The 16,054-nt window shown below is 38.6% G+C and carries 21 protein-coding genes; 16 read left to right on the top strand and 5 right to left on the bottom strand.

The features are described from left to right. The first annotated feature begins 312 nt into the window (after window positions 1–312). The 4 genes from spxA (at window position 313) to pepF (ending at window position 4,748) form a co-directional block, all read left to right on the top strand. A complete protein-coding gene (gene spxA / locus G8782_RS05575; protein WP_166739594.1) occupies window positions 313–708 on the top strand; it encodes a transcriptional regulator SpxA in 396 nt (131 codons plus the stop codon). A gap of 249 nt (window positions 709–957) precedes the next feature. Next, window positions 958–1,608 (top strand): adaptor protein MecA, encoded by a 651-nt coding sequence (mecA, locus tag G8782_RS05570; RefSeq protein WP_172369892.1) that lies wholly within the window; start codon window positions 958–960, stop codon window positions 1,606–1,608. A 116-nt stretch (window positions 1,609–1,724) separates the two neighbouring features. Further along, window positions 1,725–2,867, top strand: a complete 1,143-nt coding sequence (locus tag G8782_RS05565) for a competence protein CoiA family protein (protein ID WP_172369891.1) — start codon at window positions 1,725–1,727, stop codon at window positions 2,865–2,867. Window positions 2,868–2,930: 63 nt separating this feature from the next. Further along, window positions 2,931–4,748, top strand: coding sequence for an oligoendopeptidase F (gene pepF, locus G8782_RS05560; protein WP_172369890.1), 1,818 nt, complete (start codon window positions 2,931–2,933; stop codon window positions 4,746–4,748). Window positions 4,749–5,013: 265 nt separating this feature from the next. Here pepF and G8782_RS05555 read toward each other — a convergent pair whose 3' ends face one another. After that, window positions 5,014–5,865 (bottom strand): DsbA family protein, encoded by an 852-nt coding sequence (locus G8782_RS05555; RefSeq protein ID WP_343034971.1) that lies wholly within the window; start codon window positions 5,863–5,865, stop codon window positions 5,014–5,016. Then, complete coding sequence (locus tag G8782_RS05550) at window positions 5,862–6,248, bottom strand: globin domain-containing protein (protein ID WP_172369889.1); 387 nt, start codon at window positions 6,246–6,248, stop codon at window positions 5,862–5,864. The genes G8782_RS05555 and G8782_RS05550 overlap by 4 nt, the downstream gene beginning before the upstream one ends. 210 nt (window positions 6,249–6,458) lie before the next feature. On the opposite strand from G8782_RS05550, the gene G8782_RS05545 reads away from it, so the two are divergent. The 4 genes from G8782_RS05545 to G8782_RS05530 are packed head-to-tail and all read left to right on the top strand — an operon-like array spanning window position 6,459 to window position 9,251. Beyond that, the gene (locus G8782_RS05545; protein WP_172369888.1) at window positions 6,459–6,848 is read left to right on the top strand and encodes a UPF0738 family protein; all 390 of its coding nucleotides are present in this window, start codon (window positions 6,459–6,461) and stop codon (window positions 6,846–6,848) included. Between the two features lie 18 nt (window positions 6,849–6,866). Next, window positions 6,867–7,544: a GTP diphosphokinase gene (gene yjbM, locus G8782_RS05540; RefSeq protein ID WP_172369887.1), complete on the top strand. Its 678-nt coding sequence runs from the start codon at window positions 6,867–6,869 to the stop codon at window positions 7,542–7,544. Continuing rightward, a complete protein-coding gene (locus tag G8782_RS05535) occupies window positions 7,541–8,341 on the top strand; it encodes an NAD kinase (RefSeq protein WP_172369886.1) in 801 nt (266 codons plus the stop codon). Before yjbM ends, G8782_RS05535 begins: the two co-directional genes overlap by 4 nt. Next, a complete protein-coding gene (locus tag G8782_RS05530; protein WP_172370226.1) occupies window positions 8,334–9,251 on the top strand; it encodes an RluA family pseudouridine synthase in 918 nt (305 codons plus the stop codon). Before G8782_RS05535 ends, G8782_RS05530 begins: the two co-directional genes overlap by 8 nt. Here the strand turns inward: G8782_RS05530 and prpE are convergent. Then, complete coding sequence (gene prpE, locus G8782_RS05525; RefSeq protein WP_172369885.1) at window positions 9,235–9,978, bottom strand: bis(5'-nucleosyl)-tetraphosphatase PrpE; 744 nt, start codon at window positions 9,976–9,978, stop codon at window positions 9,235–9,237. The two genes, G8782_RS05530 and prpE, sit on opposite strands and share 17 nt — an antisense overlap. An 81-nt stretch (window positions 9,979–10,059) precedes the next feature. Here prpE and mgtE point away from each other — a divergent pair, with 81 nt between their 5' ends. Beyond that, on the top strand, window positions 10,060–11,433 hold the full coding sequence (mgtE, locus tag G8782_RS05520; RefSeq protein ID WP_172369884.1) for a magnesium transporter: 1,374 nt from the start codon (window positions 10,060–10,062) through the stop codon (window positions 11,431–11,433). 59 nt (window positions 11,434–11,492) lie between these two features. Further along, the gene (locus G8782_RS05515) at window positions 11,493–11,906 is read left to right on the top strand and encodes a hypothetical protein (protein WP_172369883.1); all 414 of its coding nucleotides are present in this window, start codon (window positions 11,493–11,495) and stop codon (window positions 11,904–11,906) included. Window positions 11,907–12,015: 109 nt separating this feature from the next. On the opposite strand, the gene G8782_RS05510 is transcribed toward G8782_RS05515, so the two are convergent. After that, window positions 12,016–12,609 (bottom strand): CotY/CotZ family spore coat protein, encoded by a 594-nt coding sequence (locus G8782_RS05510; protein WP_172369882.1) that lies wholly within the window; start codon window positions 12,607–12,609, stop codon window positions 12,016–12,018. 74 nt (window positions 12,610–12,683) lie between these two features. On the opposite strand from G8782_RS05510, the gene G8782_RS05505 reads away from it, so the two are divergent. The 6 genes from G8782_RS05505 to G8782_RS05480 all read left to right on the top strand — a co-directional run bounded on the left by G8782_RS05505 (window position 12,684) and on the right by G8782_RS05480 (window position 15,500). Continuing rightward, a complete protein-coding gene (locus tag G8782_RS05505; protein ID WP_172369881.1) occupies window positions 12,684–13,136 on the top strand; it encodes a hypothetical protein in 453 nt (150 codons plus the stop codon). Then, complete coding sequence (spoVAC, locus tag G8782_RS05500) at window positions 13,136–13,591, top strand: stage V sporulation protein AC (protein ID WP_172369880.1); 456 nt, start codon at window positions 13,136–13,138, stop codon at window positions 13,589–13,591. Before G8782_RS05505 ends, spoVAC begins: the two co-directional genes overlap by 1 nt. Next, window positions 13,585–14,586, top strand: a complete 1,002-nt coding sequence (locus G8782_RS05495) for a beta-ketoacyl-[acyl-carrier-protein] synthase family protein (RefSeq protein WP_172369879.1) — start codon at window positions 13,585–13,587, stop codon at window positions 14,584–14,586. Before spoVAC ends, G8782_RS05495 begins: the two co-directional genes overlap by 7 nt. Before the next feature lie 9 nt (window positions 14,587–14,595). Beyond that, window positions 14,596–14,958 (top strand): stage V sporulation protein AE, encoded by a 363-nt coding sequence (gene spoVAE / locus G8782_RS05490; protein ID WP_172369878.1) that lies wholly within the window; start codon window positions 14,596–14,598, stop codon window positions 14,956–14,958. Window positions 14,959–15,079: 121 nt separating this feature from the next. After that, window positions 15,080–15,232, top strand: coding sequence for a YjcZ family sporulation protein (locus tag G8782_RS05485; RefSeq protein WP_172369877.1), 153 nt, complete (start codon window positions 15,080–15,082; stop codon window positions 15,230–15,232). A 16-nt stretch (window positions 15,233–15,248) separates the two neighbouring features. After that, window positions 15,249–15,500, top strand: a complete 252-nt coding sequence (locus tag G8782_RS05480; protein ID WP_172369876.1) for a stage VI sporulation protein F — start codon at window positions 15,249–15,251, stop codon at window positions 15,498–15,500. Between the two features lie 118 nt (window positions 15,501–15,618). On the opposite strand, the gene G8782_RS05475 is transcribed toward G8782_RS05480, so the two are convergent. Beyond that, window positions 15,619–16,053, bottom strand: coding sequence for a GNAT family N-acetyltransferase (locus tag G8782_RS05475; protein ID WP_172369875.1), 435 nt, complete (start codon window positions 16,051–16,053; stop codon window positions 15,619–15,621). Window position 16,054: the final 1 nt, after the last annotated feature.

The raw sequence follows: 16,054 nt of genomic DNA, 5'->3' as shown, positions 1-16,054 counted from the left end.
CTTCATTTTCAATGAAATTAATCTAAATGAGAAAATAAAATTTCGAAAAACAAATGTTTAATTATTCTAAGTGAAGGGTATACCATTATATAAGAAATAAAAATCAACTAAAAGTCCTGATAAACCTCATTATATTGCGGAATTGTGACAAATTGTTCATAAAAAGCAAGTAATTTTGAAAAAGTGTTTTATTCATTAATAAACTTGTGTATAATAATAGGTAAGCGTTTAGTTTAAAATAATTCTAATTTAGTTTCATTTTAAATAAGTACTAATAGAACGAGCCGATTTGAAAGGAAGGGTTTGCGTATGATGGTCACATTATTCACTTCACCAAGCTGTACGTCATGCAGAAAAGCAAAAGCATGGTTGGAGGAACATGAAATTCCTTATACAGAACGAAACATCTTTTCAGAGCCTTTGAATATCGATGAGATAAAAGAAATTCTTCGTATGACGGAAGATGGTACTGATGAAATTATCTCGACAAGATCTAAAATTTATCAAAAACTTAATGTCGATGTGGAAAGTCTTCCACTGCAACGACTTTACGAATTAATTCAAGAGCATCCAGGTCTATTAAGACGACCGATCATTCTTGATGAAAAAAGGCTCCAAGTAGGATATAATGAAGATGAAATCCGTCGTTTCCTACCGAGAAAAGTAAGGGCCTATCAGCTGCTTGAAGCGCGGCGCATGGTCAACTAAGTGAAAGTTTTAAAAGCTGATAGGAGGACATTGAAAAATGCCGTTCACCTATCAGCTTTTGTCTTTCCCTTGCATTCCTGACGGATGTTAATTACAATGTCTTTTACTATCAAAAAATATTGATCTGTGGTAAAACCCTTACAAATCACGCCGCATGGTCATATAATAAATATAAGCATTGTAGGATTATTGCATTCTCTGACAGGGAATCGTTACAAAACCTATTTTATAGGGAGGGGGAGATTAAAAATGGAAATAGAACGGATAAATGAAAATACTGTTAAATTTTTTCTTTCATATATGGATATTGAAGAACGTGGATTCACTCGTGAAGAGGTATGGTATAACCGTGAAAAAAGCGAGGAACTTTTCTGGGATATGATGGACGAAATTAATGATGAAGCTGAATTTGAAGCGGAAGGTCCGCTATGGATACAAGTTCATGCTAAGAAGAATGGTATCGAAGTGACAGTTACACGTGCTACTACGGCCGATGGTCAAGTTAGCGAATCCCCATTTGGCTCAGATGATCAACAAGATGTATTTCACGAGATCGGTGGAGGAAGCTTCCAATCGATGGAGGATATATTAAGCGCTACGGAAAATAACGTGGAATGGGTGGAAAACACGTTTGAATTTAATGAGTTCGAAAATGTTATTCAACTAGCCAGCCGGATGCGACACTATGAAGCAGAGACATCACTCTACTATTATAACGAGAAATATTATTTACACATCGTTTATGATTCGGAACTAATGGATGATAAGCAAAAAACAAATATGTTTAGTGTCCTTTCTGAATTTGGAGTGCCTACGAAGACAACCATCCATCTTCTTAAAGAATATGGAGATATAATCGTAGATTCTGATGTATTTTCACAAATTGAAAAATTTTTTTGAAGGATAATTAAATAAACCTGACGCAGTGACCCCAAAATGGTTATTGCGTTTTTTTATTTGCTATAAATAATATCTTGCATATTATCTTGAAGTTTTGTAAGATTGTGAAAAGGAGCGTGATTTTAATACTAACTGCAAAACAAGAAGATGGAACAATTGTTTTTCTCTCATCTCGCATGAAGAGAGAACAATTAAGAAAGTGGCGAAGTTCGACATTGTTTTATTGTCCGCAATGCAATAATCCCGTGCATTTAAAAGTAGGTGACGTAGTAATACCGCATTTTGCTCATAAGAAAGATAAATCGTGTTCAGCATCGTTCTCAGAAGGGGAATCGAAGGAACATCTCCAAGGAAAACAGGACCTATTCAGCTTTTTTAAGAGAATTAATGTGGAAGTAAAATTGGAGCCTTATTTCACAGCTTTATCGCAGCGACCGGATCTTCTGGTAACAATTGCATCTGAACAATTCCCAATCGAGTTTCAATGCAGTACAATACCCAAAAAACTAATCGAATCGAGAACGGCAGGCTATAATAAGGCTGGTATGAAGCCGATCTGGTTGTTGCATACGCCCCGAAATTTAAAAACACTCCCCCAAGGTGTTGTAATAATTCAATTTTCTGAGTTTGAAAAAAGTTTTTTCACAAAAACACTTCCCGAAAATATTATTTTCCTCACGTATAACCCTCAATTCGAACGTTTCCATTATTTCAGCAGCCTTCTTCATATAGCAGGAAGAAGATATATTGGATTACATCGAACTCTACCTATTTCGAAGCAAATCTTTCCATTCGCCAAACCGAAAATTCCGAGTGACGATGAACTTCAAAGCTACGCTAGGCTATTTTTGTCTGCTCGTAAAAAATTTCTTCAAAATCGAATCTTGCTCAATCGAAGGGGAGTGAATGATCCCTTTCTTCGTGGTTGTTATGATCTGAGAATTCTTCCCTCTGAACTTCCGATGTGGATCGGCATTCCCGTTTCGTACATGAATCCATTTCGCGAACATCCTTGTGAATGGCAATTAGGATTCGTGCACTTTTTGCATAGAGAAAAGTTGACTGTTCATACTATTAGTGATGCTTTTCTTTATGATTTCGTTGAGAGATTTGATGGTCCAACTGATAGTCAATTAAAAGCATGTATGAACTATCGTGACTTTTTACTATCGTTGAACATGAAATCGATTAATAACATAGGAAACTTTGATGAAAAGCAATTCATCGAAAAACTTTCGCACAAATTCCTTGCAAAGTGAAATGAATATTGAGAAAATGAAGGTTGTTTGTTACTCGAAGTAACGATAAAAGGGGGAGAAAATATGTCGAACGATACAAAGAATAAAGTGTTGACTCGAGATGAAGTAAATGTTGAAGAAACATGGCGTTTAGAAGACATTTTTGCTACAGACGACGAGTGGGAGCAAGAATATAAAGAAGTCGACGCACTTTCTAACAAAGCTGAGTCATTTAAAGGAAAACTTGAAGACGGGGCGGATGCTTTATTTGAAGCGCTAAAATACCGTGATGAACTTTCTGAAAGATTGCGTCGTTTATATGTGTACTCCCATTTAAAATCCGATCAAGACACCACAAACAGTTTTTATCAAGCGATGGATGGTAGAATAAAGACTCTTTTTGTAAAAGCATCAACAGCACTATCTTATTTCTTGCCTGAGTTGTTATCAATTGATGAAGAAAAAATCAATGCTTGGGTTGAAGAACATGATGGTCTCCGTTTGTACAAGCAAGAGTTTGAAGAAGTGAATAAGCAACGTCCGCATGTATTGCCTGCTGAACAAGAAGCACTTCTTGCACAACTCTCAGAAGTTACGGGGAAATCTTCAGAGACGTTTAGCATGTTGAATAATGCGGATCTTAAATTCCCTGAAGTGAAAAATGAAGACGACGAGGAAGTTGAATTATCGCACGGCCGTTATATCGGATTCCTGGAAAGTGACAATCCGCGCGTTCGAGAAGAAGCATTTAAAGCGATGTATTCGACGTATGATAAGTTTTCCAACACGTTTGCCTCAACACTTTCCGGGAATATTAAACGGGATAATGTGAATGCGCGCATTCGAAATTATTCCAATGCCCGGGAAGCGGCAATGTCGAACAATCACATACCAGAGCAAGTATACGATAATCTTGTAAAAACGATTAATGATAATGTTCATTTATTACAACGCTATGTAGCGTTGCGTAAAAAGGTATTCGAATTAGATGAGCTTCATATGTGGGACTTGTTTGCGCCGCTTGTCAAAGATGTGGATATTAAATATACGTACGAAGAAGCTGCGCAGACAATGCTAGAGAGTTTCCACCCATTAGGCGAGGAGTATACGTCCATTGTTAAAGAGGGCCTTGACAATCGTTGGGTAGACGTCCGAGAAAACGTTGGAAAACGTTCGGGTGCTTATTCTTCGGGTGCATATGGAACAAATCCATATATATTAATGAACTGGCAAGATAACGTCAGTAATTTATTTACACTAGCTCATGAGTTCGGGCATAGTGTCCATAGTTATTATTCACGTAAGCATCAACCATTTATCTATAGCGGATATTCAATATTTGTTGCCGAAGTTGCATCGACAGTGAACGAAGCGATTTTAAACGATTACTTATTAAAGACGACTGAAGATGAACAACAACGAATTTATCTATTAAATAATTGGTTAGATGGTTTCCGCGGTACTGTATTCCGCCAGACGATGTTTGCTGAATTTGAACATTTAATTCACGAGCTAGATCAGCAAGGTGTCGCGTTGACAGCTGAAAAGCTCACTGAAGAATATTATGCATTGAACAAAAAATACTTTGGTGATGACATAGTTGTCGATAAAGAAATCGGTATCGAGTGGGCGCGAATTCCGCATTTCTACTATAATTATTATGTTTATCAATACGCAACAGGCTATAGCGCCGCAGTTTCATTGAGTAATCAAATATTGACAGAAGGCGAGCCTGCTGTTGAACGTTATATTAATAACTTCCTGAAAGCCGGTTCATCCGACTATCCGATTGAAGTGCTTAAAAAAGCTGGAGTCGACATGACAAGTTCGGCGCCGATTGAAGAAGCATGCCGCGTCTTCGAAGAAAAATTAAACGAACTCGAATCGTTACTTTTAAAATAAGTCGATCATGAAGAGAATCCATTTCATTTATTGAAGTGGATTTTTTCAATTTTATGCCTGATATCAAATGTTATTTGTGACAATCTTGTTAAATTGATTGTGAAATGTTGATGTATCTATTATTTCATGATAAAGTAAGGATGTGAAATAAATCACATATCAAACATACACCCCTTTTGTTTGAACGTGAACATTTCTCCCATTCCCTTTTATAAAGAGCATCCACTCCCCCCCAGGTGTGGATGCTCTTTTTGTTTAATTGGATTCAATACAAAAAAGAGCCATCGATTTTTGATCGACAGCTCTTTTTATTAATTACATTTTTTCGCCATAAGGTTGTATCATTAAACGCCATACGTTCCACATCTTGTTGCAATAGGCGCTTTTTTAATTCGCGTTCAGCGGATTTCTCCGTGATGCCATATATATTGGCAATTTCCATGGTCGTAAGTGTATCATATCGACTAAATAAGTTCTCCAGTGGAGGAGGGGAGTCGGGTATGATTGCTTGGCCGATAAGCTCCTCAAGAATTTGAACATACACATCAAAATCATAGATGCCGCTAACCTTTAATCCTTCGTCTTCAATATTCGAATTGAAAAACACGAATGTTGGCGCATGTTCAACTTCCATTTCTTGAGACATGAATAAATCTATTTGCAAGGATCGATGCACATTTCTTGAAGTGAAATCGCGTATGAATTCATTTACATCTAAATGAAGTAATTCAGCAATTTCAACAAGTACTGAAAAAGATGTAACATTTCTTGATTTTAAATACGAGTACTCAAATAACTTTGATATGAAACGTTGTCCCGCTCGTTTACCTTGAAATTCCGCAGCTTTAATGGCAATCGCTGGAAACGAGGGATGTGATTTCTCGCAAGTTTCATAGGAATTATCATTACTGGTACAAGGTAAATTCATCGTCGGTAGAGACGTGCGTAAAATAACTCTTAATGTAAAATACTTTTCATAGGCAACTTGTAGTTTACGTAGTACTGGCTGGAGTCTCCAGCACTCGCTGCATGTCGGATCGATAAAAACATATAATTCAATCGGCCTTGTCAATAAGGATGGATTTAATGGATTTTCCATCAGAGTTCGCGAAATCACGAATTCCCCTCCTTATTCACCATATGTCTAGCTGTTAAAGCTAAACGCTTATAATAGAACTCGCGTAATTGTTCATCGAGTTCGACTTCGTCCATGGCCTCAGACATACAAGACAGCCAAGCCTCTGCACGTACTGGAGTTATTGGAAAAGGATTATGACGTGCTTTCATCATTGGGTGTCCATGTTCATCGCTATATAAATTAGGTCCGCCTAAATATTGAGTTTGAAATTGTTTTTGTTTTCGAGCTGTTTCCGTCAGATCATCCGGGAAAATAGAGTGTAAATCAGGATGAACGGCTACTTTTTCATAAAATAAGTCGATAAGCTCGGATAATTTCTCTTCGCCAATCATTTCGTATGGAATCAAAGGTTTACGGGTCATTTTGATTTATCTCCTTTGCTCTGACTGTATTGATATTCTACCAACGGTTGTCGACTTTCACAAATAAACAGCTCCATGGGCAAGGGCTTTTAATTACTAACTTAAGTAAATGCTATAGTTAGTTCAAGTGAAAACCCTACTTTTCGAACTGCAAGACTGGGCGCCATATGATAGACTAAACGTATTGAATGATGAAGGGAAGAATATTTTATGCGTACTGAAATTCATATTAATAGTGGGACTCAAAACGGTCCAGTAATAACCTTTCCGATACTTGAAAAATTAAAAACACAAACTTTAATCCCATCAGGGAAAATGATTACCGATTCAGAGAAAATGACATTTGTTTATTTAGTTGATGAAGAAGAACAATACGGGCAACTTCATTTTGAACAAGCAGTTTGGCCGTTATTAGTTGAATCAATAAAGTTACATAAGGACCCTGTCATTACATATAACGAAAATACTATTTTATTAAATGGATTTATCGAAGAGCTGACGATGTTGATTTATAATATAGAGGGGAATAATAATTACGGGGAGGCTTTTTCCTCAGCAGTAGAGTCGGCTTTTGAAGAAATTTTAAAAAGTACTATATAAGCGGGGGAGGAACCTGAAATGCCGCAGTGGAATAAATTTCTAGAACAATACAAACAAGCTGTCGATGAGTTAAAAGTGAAGCTAAAAGGGATTCGTTCACAATATGATTTAGAAGATGTACATTCACCTGTAGAGTTTGTAACCGGCAGAGTGAAACCACGTGCGAGTATTTATGACAAAACCCTTGAAAAAGGAATACCATTTGAACCTTCCGACGAATTAGCGGCTGAATTGCCCGATATTGCCGGTTTACGAATTATGTGTCAGTTTGTTAGCGATATTAAATCAGTCGTTGAAATTTTGCGCGAACGGAACGACCTTGAGGTAATTGAAGAACGTGATTATATTTCAAATAAAAAGGCCAGTGGATATCGCTCATATCATGTCATCATTAATTATCCTGTTCAAACAGTTCACGGGGAGAAAACAATTTTAGCTGAAATTCAGATTCGAACCTTGGCCATGAATTTTTGGGCTTCTATAGAACATTCTTTAAATTACAAATACGAAAGTGCGCTTCCTGAAGAAATTAGCCATCGATTGGAACGTGCGGCTGAGGCTGCTTTTCGGTTAGACGAAGAGATGTCTCTTATTCGAGATGAAATTCAAGATGCGCAGCAATACTTTAGTATTTATAAACAAGATCCAACTAGTGGATTCAACGATCAAGATCAGAATGAGAGGCGAAAAAAATGAAGTTTTCAATACAGTCGAGAAATGACGAATTGTCAAATCGGCTAATGCTTGAAGCGAAAGATTATTTACTTGGATTCGGCCTCGTCTTCGACGAAGATGAACCAGATATTGTTTTATCGATTGGCGGCGATGGAACGTTGCTGCATGCTTTTCATAAATATAGTTATCGGTTAAAAAAGACGGCTTTTGTTGGAATCCATACCGGACATTTGGGTTTCTATGCTGATTGGAAGCCATCTGAAATTGAAAAGCTTGTCATTAGCATTGCCAGAAAAGAATTTGAAGTTATAGAATATCCGCTTTTGGACGTGACGATTAATTATCAAGGTGAAAGAGAAAGTTTACATTACCTAGCACTTAACGAATCATCAGTGAAATCTCCAGATGTTACCCTGGTGATGGATGTCTTATTAAACGGTAATCATTTTGAACGTTTCCGGGGAGATGGTTTATGTATGTCGACACCATCTGGATCTACCGCATATAGTAAATCGAATGGCGGGGCGTTGGTTCATCCGTCTCTGCCATCTATGCAGCTAACGGAAATGGCTTCGATTAACAACCGTGTGTTCCGTACTGTCGGTTCTCCGCTAATTTTACCGGATCATCACAAATGTGTATTGAAACCGGTAAATGGACCGGATTTCATGGTGACTGTGGATCATTTGCAACTACTTCACAAAGACGTCAAGTCAATCGAATATAAAGTTTCTTCAGAAAAAGTTCGTTTCGCGAGATTCCGGCCATTTCCATTTTGGAGACGTGTGAAGGACTCCTTTATTGATAATAGTGGCTAAAGGCAAGGATTTAAGATTCCATCTCGCCTTTCACGTGAAAGAAGATGGGATTCGACTGCGCGATTTTCTGAGTGCGCATGATATTTCAAAAAGAACATTAACAGCAATCAAATATAATGGCGGAATGCTTTTGGTTAATGGCATTGAAAGAGATGTGCGAAATCTACTGTACAAAAAGGATAGGGTTGAAGTGTATTTTCCGCCTGAAGAAACGAGCGCTGGGCTCAAAGCCGAAGATGGTGACTTGTCTGTTGTATTTGAAGACGATGTTTTGTTAATTGTCGATAAACCGGCGTATCAAGGCACAATTCCATCCTATAATCATCAATCTGGAACAATCGCCAATTTTGTTGCGGGGAAATTTGTCCGTGAGCAAATTCCATCGACTGTTCATGTCGTTACGAGATTAGATCACAATACTTCCGGTTTAGTTTGCATTGCGAAGAACCGGCATATTCATCATTTACTTGGAAAGCAAGTTAATAACTCAACCTTTAAACGACGTTATGTAGCTGTCGTGGAAGGCCATTTTCATTCCGATCAGATGCTGATTAATGAAGCGATAGGGCGAAAAGATGGCAGCATAATTGAACGTGTTGTTCGCAATGATGGACAAGTTGCACGGACAGAAGTCCAAGTCATTGAAAGGTTCGTGAAAGATCGACTAAAACTGACAAAAATTGCACTTGAACTGCATACGGGTAGAACGCATCAAATAAGGGTACATATGAAGTGGGCAGGTCATCCAATCCATGGGGACGACTTATACGGGGGCAGTCCAACATTAATATCGCGGCAAGCGCTGCATTGCGAATCACTACAGTTTAATCATCCAATTTCAAATGAACCTTTATTTTTTAAAGCTAATCTACCGCTTGATATAAATAGAATTCTTAGTCAAACTCACTAAAACGGTCTGCTATAAATGGTTGGGAGGAAGGAACGGAGATTGTTTCTTTCTCCGGGTAACGTATCGCAGTTAACTGACCTCCAAAAACGCAACCGGTATCGATATTCACAGTATTACGAATGAAGCGCGCCTCTCTAACAGGTGTATGACCATAGACAATAAATGGTTGTCCGTGATAATGTTTTGCCCAGTCCCTGCGAACAGGACGGCCATTTGGATGGATTTCACCCGTTGTATCACCATATAAAACAAAGGATCGAATCTTTTTCCTGTTAGTCGATTCGAGAAGGTTTTCGCGAATACCTGCATGTGCGATAATGAGTTTTTTATCGTCAAGGGTATGATATAAAGGTAAAGCCTCATAAAATTCGATATATCGCTTTAAGAAAAATAGACGTTCTTTGGATGGAAGCTGTTCAAGTTCCGCAACCGTGGTTTCAATTCCATGCTGGAGTTGAACCTGGTTCCCTTTGGCGTAACGATAGAACTTATTACAGTGATTTCCTGGGGAATAAATAAGCTTTCTTGTATCTTGGAGTCGAAACATGAGGTTAAGTGTCTTTAATGAATCAGGCCCCCGGTCCATTGCATCGCCGACAAAGGCTAATTGACGGCCTTCCGGATGAATGGGGATGTCATTTTCCATTGTATAACCCAGCTTGATCATTAATTGTGAAAGCTCATCGAAACAACCATGTATATCACCGATAATATCGTAGCGATTCATAATTATTCATCCTTTTTTAATTTGTCCCATTAATTTTATTATACCCAGAAGTACCGCGTTTATGGAAAGGAAGGTGCGGCAATGGTTGGAAAAATCGAGAACGAAGAAGAAATTATTTATGATGAAGAGAAACTAATTGAAGCCCTGGAAAACAAGGATATTGAATCATTTCGTTCTGGTTTCCTAGTGCTTCACCCTTATGACCGAGCAACTTTTTATAAAAAAGTAGATCCAGAAATAAGGAAGGTAATCTATTATTATTTATCTCCCAAAGAACTTGCGGAGATTTTCGAGTTAAGTGAAATTGATGACGAAGATTATAAAAAGTTCCTTTCAGAGATGGACACGACTTATGCCGCTGACATGTTTGCTAATATGTTCGTGGATAACGCGGTAGATGTCTTAAATGAACTTGATAAAGCGCAAGTCGTCAGTTATCTGACATTGATGAACCAAGAAGCAGCGAACGAAATTAAGGCTCTTTTACATTATGAAGAATATACAGCCGGTTCAATAATGACCACAGAATATGTAGTGATTCCGCAAAATTCGACTGTCAGATCCGCGATGACGATTTTACGGAATGCAGCGCCCGACGCTGAAACAATCTATTATGTATTTGTTGTGGATGAAGGTGAAAAATTAACAGGCGTTGTTTCACTTCGAGATTTAATCATTGCGCATGAAGATACTTTCATTCATACCATTATGAATGATCGAGTTGTTAGCGTGCTTGTTAGTGAAGACCAGGAAAATGTTGCTCGAATGATTAAAGATTATAATTTTCTTGCGGTACCTGTTGTCGACTTTCAACAACATTTACTCGGGATTATTACAGTCGATGATATTATTGACGTTCTCGAAGAAGAAGCTTCGGATGACTATTCCAAACTTGCTGCTGTTTCAGACATGAACACATTTGATAAAAACTCATTATCGGCAGCAAAAAAGAGGCTTCCTTGGCTTATTATATTATTGATCCTTGGTATGTTAACTGCGAATTTAATCGGTGCATTTGAAGCGACAATCGAGAAAGTTGCTCTTTTGGCCGCGTTCATTCCCTTGATTGCGGGAACTGCGGGGAATAGCGGAACACAAGCGCTAGCAGTAGCAGTACGCGGAATTGCCACGCGAGATATCGAAGATGAAAGCAAGTTTAAATTATTACTGAGAGAAGCTGGAACAGGATTGATGACTGGCATTGTTTGTGCAGTATTTGTTGTGGGATTAGTCTATATTTGGAAGCAAGAGTTTCTTCTCGGACTGCTTGTTGGCGCGGCTATTTTCGTATCCATTTTTGTTGCAACGATTTCAGGTTCATTCATTCCGTTGTTCATGCACAAAATGAAGATTGACCCTGCTGTTGCATCGGGTCCTTTTATCACGACATTGAATGATCTGTTAAGTACACTTATTTATCTTGGGCTGGCAACTACTTTCATTGCTGACTTATAAGGCCTTCCTGTCGATGAACATCAAAAATAAGTAGTGCATATACTAAGTTCAAAAAGGATGTGCGAATTATTTATCAAAATGAACCTTTATTATTCGTTCACGGGCCGCCGATTTATATTCGGGTTGCCACCACGGATGAGGAAAGCACATCAGTATTTGTGCTGAATGGGGAAGAGATGGAAGAATTTATTCATACAGAAGAAGTAGAGGAAGTAGAGGAAGTCCAGAAGAAAGTTCGGACGAACTCAGAAGTTTTTAACAAGATTACTAACCTTGGACGTCCATTCCAAAGGCAAATTTACAAACCGCTTCAATTTGTACTTGAGGATGAAATCCTAAAAGGTGCAATAAATAGAGTTGATGATGAAACAGTTTTTATAGAACTGGCTAATGAGGAAGATTTAATTATCACCGTAGAAATTGATACAATCAAAGACGTATTATGGCGGGGAAAACCATTTCTAGATAAATAATAAAAAGGCCGTTCGGAAAGAATTCCGTTCGGCCTTTTTTGATGAGATTAATCAAATGACTGCCCGATTGAATTATCAATCGGGCAGTCTAGCATTGCAGGTTTACCTATTAATCTCTGTCACAGTCGATAAATACGTCTTTAATACATTGGACTCCACAGAAGCATTTCAAATCAACTGTAATACAAGAGTCAGTTGCTTCAAATTCTTCAACATCGCATAATTTGTCAAAGTCGATTTTGCCGTTTTTCAAAATATCTACGCGTCTTCCGTCTTCATCACGTGGCTCAAGTACTTGTAATGTCGCACAGCAGTTGTCGAAAACATTCTGTACCCGGAAAAAGACTGAGAAACAGTTATCCCGATCTCGATGCTTATCTCTTCCATGTTCAGATCCTAAGCCGTCTCTGCCATCCTTGCCGTGGTCTCGGTCTCGGTTTCTTCTTCTTCTTCTTTGACGTTTAAACATAGCTTTGAATGGATCACCATCATCTGTTAATAGCATGAAGACCCGTGTGTTAATACGACCACGTGTCGGACTAACAAGACCGCCAAGTGGTGATATGAAGCAGTCCGTTATGCAATCATCACAATCATCTTCATCCCGAACGCCTTGGATTCGTTTAATAGCGCGAACTACTTCACAAATACAGCTGTCGTGATGGCGGACTCCTCTAACATCATCTTCTCTTCCACATCCCATTAATTCCACCTCCTTTTATCAGTTCTCTATACTTTATGCGATAAGGAATATAACGACAGGGCAGACGACTATTTTTGAATAAAATGAATCGATTTTTGGCATACTATTACAAGAGGAGGCGAAGCCATATCAATAAATTAATTTATTCCTTGCTACTGTTACTAGTTCTAGCAGGTTGTGTCCAAGTAGAAAATGGCGTGCATATCCAAAATGACACGAATGAAGACATTGGAAAAGCAGAAAAGGTATTTGAAGATGATGATCGATTAGTGAGCGCTATCGCTATTTTTCATGAGAAGGAAATCCTTTCGGGGGTGACAGTTAAAACTTTTTCTAGATTCCATAAAGCTAAAATCGAAAAAGAGTTAACAAAGAAACTAGAGAAACATTATAAAGACTTTAAGGTCACTGTATCAGCGGACAGTAAAATCATTCAAGAAACGAAGAAGCTTATGGATTTGGAAGATAAGGATAAGTTTCCTAAAAAGATCAAAGAATTGAAAACTTTATCGGAGGAGGAGACATGATGGACGAAAAAAAGTATGCCGAATTAGAAAGTAAAATATCCCCGAAACCTCCACTGATACGAAACTTATTTACTGCATTTATAACAGGTGGAACAATTTGTTTAATCGGACAAGGTATTTCAGTTTTTTATATGACTTATTTTGATTTCACTGAACGAACGGCTAGCAATCCAACAGTTGCGACGTTAATTTTTATAGCGATGCTGTTAACTGGGTTTGGACAATATAGAAAAATTGCACAGTTTGGAGGCGCAGGTTCAGCTGTCCCAATTACGGGATTTGGTAATGCTGTAATATCAGCTGCTATTGAACATAGAAGTGAAGGTTATGTTCTCGGCGTTGGTGGAAATATGTTCAAGCTCGCAGGATCAGTTATTTTATTTGGCGTTGCTTCTGCTTTTATTGTGGCACTTATAAAAACAATATTAGTAAAGTTTGGTGTTGTCTCATGGTAGTGAAAGGACTTCTAAAATTTAGAACAAATCCTACGATTGCCGCCACGGGTGTCGTCGTTGGACCTCTTGAGAAAAAAAGTCCTTTTAAGCCGTTGTTTGATAAAGTCTATGACGATGAACGAAGTGGACAACCGACAAATGAAAAAGGACACTCAAAATTAGTAGAAGATGCGTGTATGATTGCGTTACGAAAAGCAGGTTTTGTGCCAGACGATGCAGATTTTTTGCTAATCGGAGATCTGGTGAATCAGATGACACCATCAAATTTCTGTGCATCCGAGTTGCAAATTCCTTATGTCGGGATGTTTTCAGCATGCGCAACCTCGATATCATCGCTCTTGACAGCTGCATTATTAACGGAATCAGGTATGTCTGCATGTTCAATTGCAGGAGCGAGCAGTCAGCATAATGCTGTTGAGAGACAATTTCGGTATCCTGTGGAATACGGCTCGCAAAAACCCGAAACAGCCCAGTGGACAGTGACCGCAGCAGGGGTTGCAGCAGTTACCCCGAACCAGGCTGGATTTCCTGCAATCGTAAGCGGGACGATCGGCCGTGTTATTGACCTTGGCGTGACCGATCCATTTAATATGGGGGCGGCAATGGCACCAGCAGCTGCAGATACATTAGAACGTCATTTAAATGGGCATGGAAGAAAAGTGAAGCATTACGACACAATTATTACAGGTGACTTAGGAAAGATTGGATTTGAAATTTATCAAAAGTTAATTGCCAAAAAAAAGATTGAAACGACAAATAATTTACGGGATGCAGGAGCCGAGTTTTTTGGTGATGATTCAGATTTTCAAGCCGGTGCAAGCGGAACGGGATGTTCTGCAGCAATTTATTTTTCAGATGTTTATGAAAAGATGATGGTCGGAGAATATAAGCGCGTACTTCTGATTGCTACGGGGTCATTATTATCCCCATTATCGTTTCAACAAGGAGATACAATTCCATGCATCGCGCATGCGGTTGAATTAGAAATGAAATGAGTGAAAGATATGTTGTCTATATTTGTTACCGCATTTGTTGTCGGGGGTCTTATTTGCGTAATCGGCCAATTATTATTTGATGTAGCCAATTTAACACCCGCTCATACACTTTGCATACTCGTTGTCGCAGGTTCAATTCTCGATGGATTTGGATTGTATGAGCCTTTGATTGATTTCGCAGGTGCAGGAGCGACCGTTCCCATTACATCATTTGGGAATGCACTAACCCACGGAGCGATGGCGGAAGCGGAAAAACATGGATTTGTCGGTGTATTAACAGGGATGTTCGAAGTGACAAGCTCTGGTATTAGTGCCGCAATTTTATTTGGCTTCATTGCCTCGGTTATTTTCAGACCAAAAGGTAAGGTTTGACTTGTCAGTATGTAGGTTTAATGGTTTAGATTCTATTTCAACCAATTAAATATCCTGTGCACTTGCCCCGTATCGCCCTTTTTTCCCGCATACACTATGTAGAAGGGAAGGAGGGGTTTTTATGTTTGGATGCAATCCTTACGGAGGCGGCTACGGTGTAGGCGGCTATGGCGGGGAATGTGGACGCGGAAGAGGATATTATGGCGGTTCAACATTTGTTCTCATCGTCGTTCTCTTCATTTTACTCATTATTGTCGGCAGTAGCTTTGTATAAGAAAGGGGAGTAGCGGATGAACGATTCATTTTTCCGGAAAATCGAATCAAAGACTGGGGTTCCGATGGAAGAAGTATTTGCACTTGCAAATGCTATTCAATATGCGGATTTTAGCGATGAGCGCCAAGTAAGAAAAATTATTAGAAACGTAGGAAAACTTGCGAATAAAAATGTCTCATCTCATATGGAAGATGAACTTGTCAAATCCATTGTTAATGATGGAAAAGCAGTTAATTTTCAAGATATTGAGAAAATGCTCGGTAGATAGTCGTTAAGTTAGGGTTACACTAAGAAAAAATAACTGTAATTCCGGATTTTGCGTTAATAGAAAATGAAAAATAGCTGAAAATCATCTGCTTTGAAAGAGAAGATGAATCAGCTATTTTTTATTCTGTTATTGTTTTTTCCATTGTTCGATGCGGAATGTCCGCATCCATAAATTCCGGTGAAGTAATCACATAACCAATTTTCTCATAAAAGGGGATGGCATAGGATTGGGCGTTTAAAACGATTTTTTCGAATCCTTTATAAGTAGCATGATCTTCGAGTGCTTGCATAATAAGTTTTCCAAGACGTTTTCCACGATATTCGGGAAGAATACATACGCGCTCTACTTTTCCGATACCAGAATCGCTTTCTCGAATTCTTCCCGCCCCAATTGGCATGTTTTCTGTGTAGACGACAAAATGATCTGCAGTTTCATCAAGTTCATCAAGCTCTAGACTTAGTGGAACACCTTGTTCTTCGACAAACACCTTTCGCCTAACAGAAAACGCATCCTCCTTTTCTCGACTAGTCGTCACGATTTTAACATCAAACAAA

Origin of the sequence: Sporosarcina jiandibaonis (genome assembly GCF_013184495.1) — a bacterium.
Classification (GTDB): Bacteria; Bacillota; Bacilli; order Bacillales_A; family Planococcaceae; genus Sporosarcina; species Sporosarcina jiandibaonis.
The sequence above is the reverse complement of the archived record's forward strand: the minus strand, read 5'-3'. Positions and strand labels throughout refer to the sequence as shown.

Coding starts and splice junctions, on each gene's coding strand:
- prpE (WP_172369885.1), bottom strand. CDS start 9,978: ATGAATCGCTACGATATTATCGGTGATATACATGGTTGTTTCGATGAG.
- mecA (WP_172369892.1), top strand. CDS start 958: ATGGAAATAGAACGGATAAATGAAAATACTGTTAAATTTTTTCTTTCA.
- G8782_RS05535 (WP_172369886.1), top strand. CDS start 7,541: ATGAAGTTTTCAATACAGTCGAGAAATGACGAATTGTCAAATCGGCTA.
- G8782_RS05545 (WP_172369888.1), top strand. CDS start 6,459: ATGCGTACTGAAATTCATATTAATAGTGGGACTCAAAACGGTCCAGTA.
- yjbM (WP_172369887.1), top strand. CDS start 6,867: ATGCCGCAGTGGAATAAATTTCTAGAACAATACAAACAAGCTGTCGAT.
- G8782_RS05510 (WP_172369882.1), bottom strand. CDS start 12,609: ATGGGATGTGGAAGAGAAGATGATGTTAGAGGAGTCCGCCATCACGAC.
- G8782_RS05485 (WP_172369877.1), top strand. CDS start 15,080: ATGTTTGGATGCAATCCTTACGGAGGCGGCTACGGTGTAGGCGGCTAT.
- spoVAE (WP_172369878.1), top strand. CDS start 14,596: ATGTTGTCTATATTTGTTACCGCATTTGTTGTCGGGGGTCTTATTTGC.
- spoVAC (WP_172369880.1), top strand. CDS start 13,136: ATGGACGAAAAAAAGTATGCCGAATTAGAAAGTAAAATATCCCCGAAA.
- G8782_RS05495 (WP_172369879.1), top strand. CDS start 13,585: ATGGTAGTGAAAGGACTTCTAAAATTTAGAACAAATCCTACGATTGCC.
- pepF (WP_172369890.1), top strand. CDS start 2,931: ATGTCGAACGATACAAAGAATAAAGTGTTGACTCGAGATGAAGTAAAT.
- spxA (WP_166739594.1), top strand. CDS start 313: ATGGTCACATTATTCACTTCACCAAGCTGTACGTCATGCAGAAAAGCA.
- G8782_RS05550 (WP_172369889.1), bottom strand. CDS start 6,248: ATGACCCGTAAACCTTTGATTCCATACGAAATGATTGGCGAAGAGAAA.
- G8782_RS05480 (WP_172369876.1), top strand. CDS start 15,249: ATGAACGATTCATTTTTCCGGAAAATCGAATCAAAGACTGGGGTTCCG.
- mgtE (WP_172369884.1), top strand. CDS start 10,060: ATGGTTGGAAAAATCGAGAACGAAGAAGAAATTATTTATGATGAAGAG.